The sequence below is a fragment of the Acetobacter sp. AN02 genome, assembly GCF_029759835.1.
Taxonomy (GTDB): domain Bacteria; phylum Pseudomonadota; class Alphaproteobacteria; order Acetobacterales; family Acetobacteraceae; genus Acetobacter.
This window is the reverse complement of record NZ_JAJJND010000119.1, coordinates 1-5,683: the sequence shown is the minus strand read 5'-3', so window position 1 is coordinate 5,683 and position 5,683 is coordinate 1. Positions and strand designations below refer to the sequence as shown.

The following is a 5,683-nucleotide window of genomic DNA, read 5'->3' as shown; positions in this document are numbered from 1 at the left end:
AACAACCTTGGCGCATCATGTCAATCGGACTGCGAGATTGGGCGCATAGGTTATAGCAATCAACGGTTGGTATGAGCCTCCATGCCCGCCGCCGAGATGTTCAGGGAACCGGTAAGATCCATGCCTCAGAGGCCTCCTTATTTTCCAAGCACGGTCGAGAACAGCGTGCGATACGTGCCATAGATATTCGTCGCGAATTTCTGCTGGTCGCTCGTGTCCGCCACCTGCTCGAGCTGCGATTCAAGAGAAACACGGTTGCCGTTCAGAGACCGGTCGGCCGTGCGGTCCTCGCTTGCGGAGGACGACGTCGCCCGCCCGGGCAGATGCTCCCCGGATGTCTGCTCCAGCGCGACGCGCGCCACAGACAGCGCATCCCCGAACGGCGTGACGGTTTTCGGCGTGTATCCGGGCGTGTCCGCATTCGCGATATTGGCCGCCAGTACGTTCTGACGTGACTGGAGCCAGTTCATGCGCTTCTGCGCCAGCCCCAGAATATCCGTACCGCCAGCGCTGGCCTGACCTGAAACTTCGTGCATATAAGTGCAGCCCCGACAGAGAGTGTTAGCCGTTTGCCGGAAGACTGACAGAGAAATCTGTAGGGGAGGTTAATGCAGATGAAAGCGGATGATGGTCCGGCAGGTGCGATGAAACGGCGTATGAAACGCGGAAAACTGGTGTCCGTCACCGTGGCAGGGCTGTCCTTTGCCGGAATGGTGCACGAATCCGCGGCACAGACACACAAACCCGGAAAGACACGGAAAGACCCGGCGGAAAACGTGGAGGTCTTCGCCCGCCGTCACGATTTCAGCCACCCGGAGGCCCAACACCTGCCGGATGCCGACACGCGGCTGACGGCGGAACGGCTGACAAAACGCGGCGTGGTCACCCTGCGCGACCTGCAGCGCGTCGCCCCCAACCTTACGATCCAGAGCATCAACGGCACGGCCTCATCCAATTTCTACCTGCGCGGCCTCGGCTTTAACGACTTCACCCAGAACAATATGGGTCCGGTCCTGACCTATTTCGACGACGTGTCCTACGCCTATGCCGCCATGGCGACAGGGCTGATGTTCGATCTGCAGGACGTCCGCGTGACACCCGGACCGGTCGGCACCGAGCACGGCCAGTCCGATACGGGCGGAGAAGTCCGCATCCGGACGAACGACCCGACCGACACCTGGCATTACGGCGCATCCCAGGACATCGCCTCCTATGCCCGCAGCCGGAGCGAGGCCTGGATCTCAGGCCCCCTGGCAAAAGGACTGAGCTTCCGTATCGCCGGAATGACACGGCAGGGCGGAGGCTGGCAGCGTAACGCAGATAACGGCGCGCATCTGGGTGATGCCGATCTCAAGGCATTGCGGGCAAAACTCCGCTGGCAGCCCGATGAACACACCACGGTCATGCTGTCCGGCCACTTCGTCTCGGATCACAGCCAGGTCGTCACCAGCATCCCGGTCCACCGCCTGATCGGCTCAGGCCCCCTGCCGGACGTGGATTCAAAACACGTGCAGTGGTCCTTCCGCCCCGAATTCGCCCGCCTGATCGGACGCTCCGCTTCCATGAAACCCGGAGAAAACAACCAGTTCTGGGGCTGGGATCTCCGGTTCAGCCACGATTTCGGCTATGCAACGGTCACATCCGTCTCGGCCTTCGAGACACAGCGCCGCGGAGAACTGACAGACCAGGACGGGACATCCCTGTCCCAGGCCGATGCCTGGCGGACCATCCAGGGCAACACCTTCACCCAGGAAGTCAGACTCTCGAACTCACGCCCCTCAGACCGCTTCCAGTGGGTCGCAGGCGCGTTCTACCAGCGCAGCCGCATGGATCAGGAATTCTTCTTCGACTATGCAAACTACACCGCCCGGAAATATTTCCAGGTCACGGATTTCGGGATCAGCCAGGAAAGCATCTCGGAGTTCGGCCACGCAAGCTACCGGCTCCCGCACGGGGTAACGCTGTTCGCAGGCCTGCTGCACGAACTGGATGACCGCAGCATCAACGGCCTGAAAACCATCATCTACGGGCAGAGCAGCCGCTCCTTCCTCCCCGAAAGCACGGCTTCGAACCAGTTCGCGGGCCAGGCCGGGATAAGCTGGCAGATAAACCCCCGCGCCCTGATGTATTACAAGATGAGCAAAGGCTTCAAACCCGGGGGATTTACGGCCAACAACACACAGATCCAGGCCCAGCTCGACCCGTTCCAGCCCGAAACGGTGCTGACCTATGAACTCGGCCTGAAAACCGATCCGATCCCGGGAAAACTGAGGATCAACGGTGCCGCATTCTATAACGATTTCCACCACCAGCAGATTCTCGGCACGGTGCTCATCCCCGATTACGGACCGCTGAGCGAAATCACCAACGCCCCCAAATCCGAAAGCTGGGGCTTTGAGACCACCATCGACCTGCACCCGTTCCGGCACCTGTTCATCACGCAGAATCTCGGCTGGCAGCGCGGAACGTTCCAGAATTTCCCGACCGTCAACCGCGCAAAGACCAACGCCTATCACGCCGCCACCGGAGAGTGGAAAGCCATCAACGATAATTTCTCCGGCGTGGATATGGGACAGCCCAAACTGACCATGAACGGAGAGGCAGACTGGCGCCAGGCCGTCATGCGAGGCTACGCCGCCGAACTTGGCGTGGACTGGATGTACCGCGGCAGCCAGGCCATGACCCCCGGCGGAACCGGATTCTACCGCCTGCCATCCTACTTCCTGCTGGGCGCCCATCTGACCTGGCGGGCAACCTCAGACCGCTGGCAGGCCACGCTCTACACAACAAACCTTCTCAACAGGCACTATTACGAAAGCGGCGGTCAGGCGACGACAAACTACATCTATATCCCCGGCTCCCCCCGCTTCATCGGCGGCCGCATCTCCGCAGGATTCTGATCAGCCCGGGCAGGCTGCAGGAAATAATCAGGAAATGAAAAATGCGGCATAAGAAAAAGAAATATTTCCCTGGCATGGGAAAGGTCCGTCAGCTTATCCCGGATTCTCCCGGATGCATCGTTTCCAACAGAATAGCGGTCGAAGGACTGCCCGTCAGGTTCATGTACAGAGACAAGCCCTGCAACTCATACGATACGGGATGGTGTTTCCTGTCGGGACACGAAAGCGACGCATATATGAATGATGCCCGGAACCACACGATCTTTGCCCTGAATACAATCGCAAACTACGATCCTGGTCTCATTCCGTTCCTCGGTGCGGAGATCGGATGCGTCTTCGAAAGAGATGACAGCGGCGAATTCGTTCAGGTTTTCGACTATCCTATTCCTGATGATGAGGAGGAGGAATCAGACGACTGACTCCTCCCGCCATCCGCCCGGACCGGAACACCGGTCAGTGAGCCGTGCAACGAAATCACCGGTTCCGCGTTATCAGAAATGTGAAATTCAGATATACATATATCCGACGGACATCCTGTCCCGGGGAAGAAGGACCGGTCCGTCATACCGGCCCGTCACATGGGCATGACACCCGGGCCCGCCCGTGCAGATATATCTGAACACATATGATTGGGGATCGGACCATGAAACATTCTGTCAGAGCCGTGCTGCTGGCCGCCATCTGCGCTTCCGTCAGCGTGACAGCCGCCCACGCACAGAAGGTGGAAACGGCAAAACGCGAAACCCTGCTGCAGGCAACTTCCTCCTGGAACGGCAAGCCCTACACGCACTACCCGACGACGCAGCCGCAGCTGACCGTCCTGCGCGTCACGCTCCAGCCTCACACGGCCCTGCCCTGGCACACACACCCCTTCCCCAACACCTGCTACATCCTGGAAGGGGATCTCACGATCCATGATCGTGCCTCCGGCGCGACACACACCTATCACAAGGGAGAGGTCTTCGGAGAGGCCGATAATGCGGAACACCGCGGAGAGGCCGGAGACAAGGAAACCGTCCTGCTCCTGACCTACGCAGGCACCCCGGGCGTGCCGCCTTCCATCCCGGCAAAAGGCGAAAAACCGGAGTATTAATACCCGGGTAATAATATTTTTACCCCTGTAAGACGGCCATAGCCGGAGAGGCCGGGTGCGTGATAAGACACCGTCATCATGACGACGAAAATCCGCACCCGCTTCGCGCCTTCCCCCACAGGCCTGCTGCACATCGGCAATGCCCGTGCCGCGCTGTTCAACTTTCTCTACGCCCGGCATCACGGCGGCGAATTCCTGCTCCGGATCGAGGATACGGACAGGGAAAGATCCACGCAGCAGGCCGTGGACGTGATCTTCGAAGGCCTGAAATGGATGGGAATCACGCCGGATGAGGCGCCAGTCTTCCAGTCCTCACGCCAGGAGCGCCATACGGAAGTGGCGCTGGACCTTCTGGCAAAAGGGCAGGCCTATAAGTGCTACTGCACCCCCGAAGAGCTCAAGGAGATGCGGGAAACCGCCATGGCGGAGGGCCGCCCCCCGCGCTACAACGGGATGTGGCGCGACCGTGATCCGTCTGAAGCCCCGGCAGGCGCGCCCTATGCGGTCCGGATCAGGGCCCCGCGTGAGGGAGAGACGGTGATCACGGACCTCGTGCAGGGAGAGGTCCGGGTCGCGAATACAGAGCTCGATGACATGATCATCCTTCGCTCGGACGGCACGCCGACCTACCAGCACGCCGTGGTCGTGGATGATCACGATATGGAAGTGACCCACGTCATCCGCGGTGACGATCACCTGACCAACACCTTCCGCCAGCTCATGATTTACCGCGCGATGGGCTGGACACAGCCACAATTCGCCCATCTGCCGCTGATTCACGGCCCGGACGGCGCGAAACTGTCCAAGCGTCACGGCGCCCAGTCCGTGGTCGAATTCCGTGATGAGGGCTATCTGCCGGAGGCGCTGTGTAACTACCTCCTGCGTCTGGGCTGGGGGCATGGCGACGCGGAAATCCTGTCCCGTGACGAGCAGATACGCCTGTTCGATCTGGATGGAGTCGGCCGCTCACCATCCCGGATGGACTACGCCAAGCTGCTGCATATCAACGGTGTATGGATGCGGGAGGCCGATGATGACCGGCTGACGGCCGATGTGCTGCAGCGTCTCGCCGGGCGTGAGGGCGTGCAGACGGACGAGGTGACCCGCGAGCGTCTCCGCGTGCTGATGCCCGGTCTGAAAGAGCGGGCCCGTACGCTGGCAGAACTGGCGGACAGCGCGGCCTTTCTTGGCCGTCAGGTGCCGCTGTCCTTCGATGCAAAGGCAGAAAAGCTGCTTTCTCCGGAAGCGCGGACGATGCTGGGCGATCTGGCCCGTGATCTGGCTGCGGCCGATCCGTTCACGGCAGAGGAAATCGACCGTCTCCTGCGGCATTTCGCGGAAACGCACGGGCACAAGCTCGGCCAGGTGGCGCAGCCGCTGCGTGCAGCCATGACCGGCACGACAACGTCTCCCGGAATCGACGTGACGCTGGCAGCACTCGGCCGTGATGAGGTTCTGGCCCGGATCGGAGCCGTCCTCAGAAGCTGATACAGCCTCGTGAGGCGGGCGGGTTAAGGAAAGACAATTCCGGCCCGCTTTCTCCCGCCGGGTAAACGCTTTCTTTACGAAATGCTCTCTATTTTCTCCGGATGAACCTTCTGCCGGAGACAATCATACCAACTCTGGGATGCCCTGACTCATATTTGATTTCTTTAGGGTATCGTTTTGGATCGCCCTGTGATTCACCGGA

The 5,683-nt window shown here is 60.3% G+C and carries 5 protein-coding genes; 4 read left to right on the top strand and 1 reads right to left on the bottom strand.

What is annotated here, in order from left to right; translation table 11 throughout:
• Positions 1-137: 137 nt before the first annotated feature.
• Positions 138-536 (bottom strand): flagellar basal body protein, encoded by a 399-nt coding sequence (locus tag LOC54_RS11040; protein ID WP_279313861.1) that lies wholly within the window; start codon positions 534-536, stop codon positions 138-140.
• A 174-nt stretch (positions 537-710) separates the two neighbouring features.
• Between LOC54_RS11040 and LOC54_RS11035 the strand changes: the two genes are divergently transcribed.
• From LOC54_RS11035 to gltX, 4 genes are all read left to right on the top strand, one after another.
• The gene (locus LOC54_RS11035) at positions 711-2,900 is read left to right on the top strand and encodes a TonB-dependent receptor (protein WP_279313863.1); all 2,190 of its coding nucleotides are present in this window, start codon (positions 711-713) and stop codon (positions 2,898-2,900) included.
• A gap of 41 nt (positions 2,901-2,941) precedes the next feature.
• Positions 2,942-3,319 (top strand): DUF2185 domain-containing protein, encoded by a 378-nt coding sequence (locus tag LOC54_RS11030; RefSeq protein ID WP_347709401.1) that lies wholly within the window; start codon positions 2,942-2,944, stop codon positions 3,317-3,319.
• A gap of 224 nt (positions 3,320-3,543) precedes the next feature.
• Positions 3,544-3,993: a cupin domain-containing protein gene (locus LOC54_RS11025; protein WP_279313860.1), complete on the top strand. Its 450-nt coding sequence runs from the start codon at positions 3,544-3,546 to the stop codon at positions 3,991-3,993.
• A 78-nt stretch (positions 3,994-4,071) separates the two neighbouring features.
• A complete protein-coding gene (gltX, locus tag LOC54_RS11020) occupies positions 4,072-5,481 on the top strand; it encodes a glutamate--tRNA ligase (RefSeq protein ID WP_279313859.1) in 1,410 nt (469 codons plus the stop codon).
• Positions 5,482-5,683: the final 202 nt, after the last annotated feature.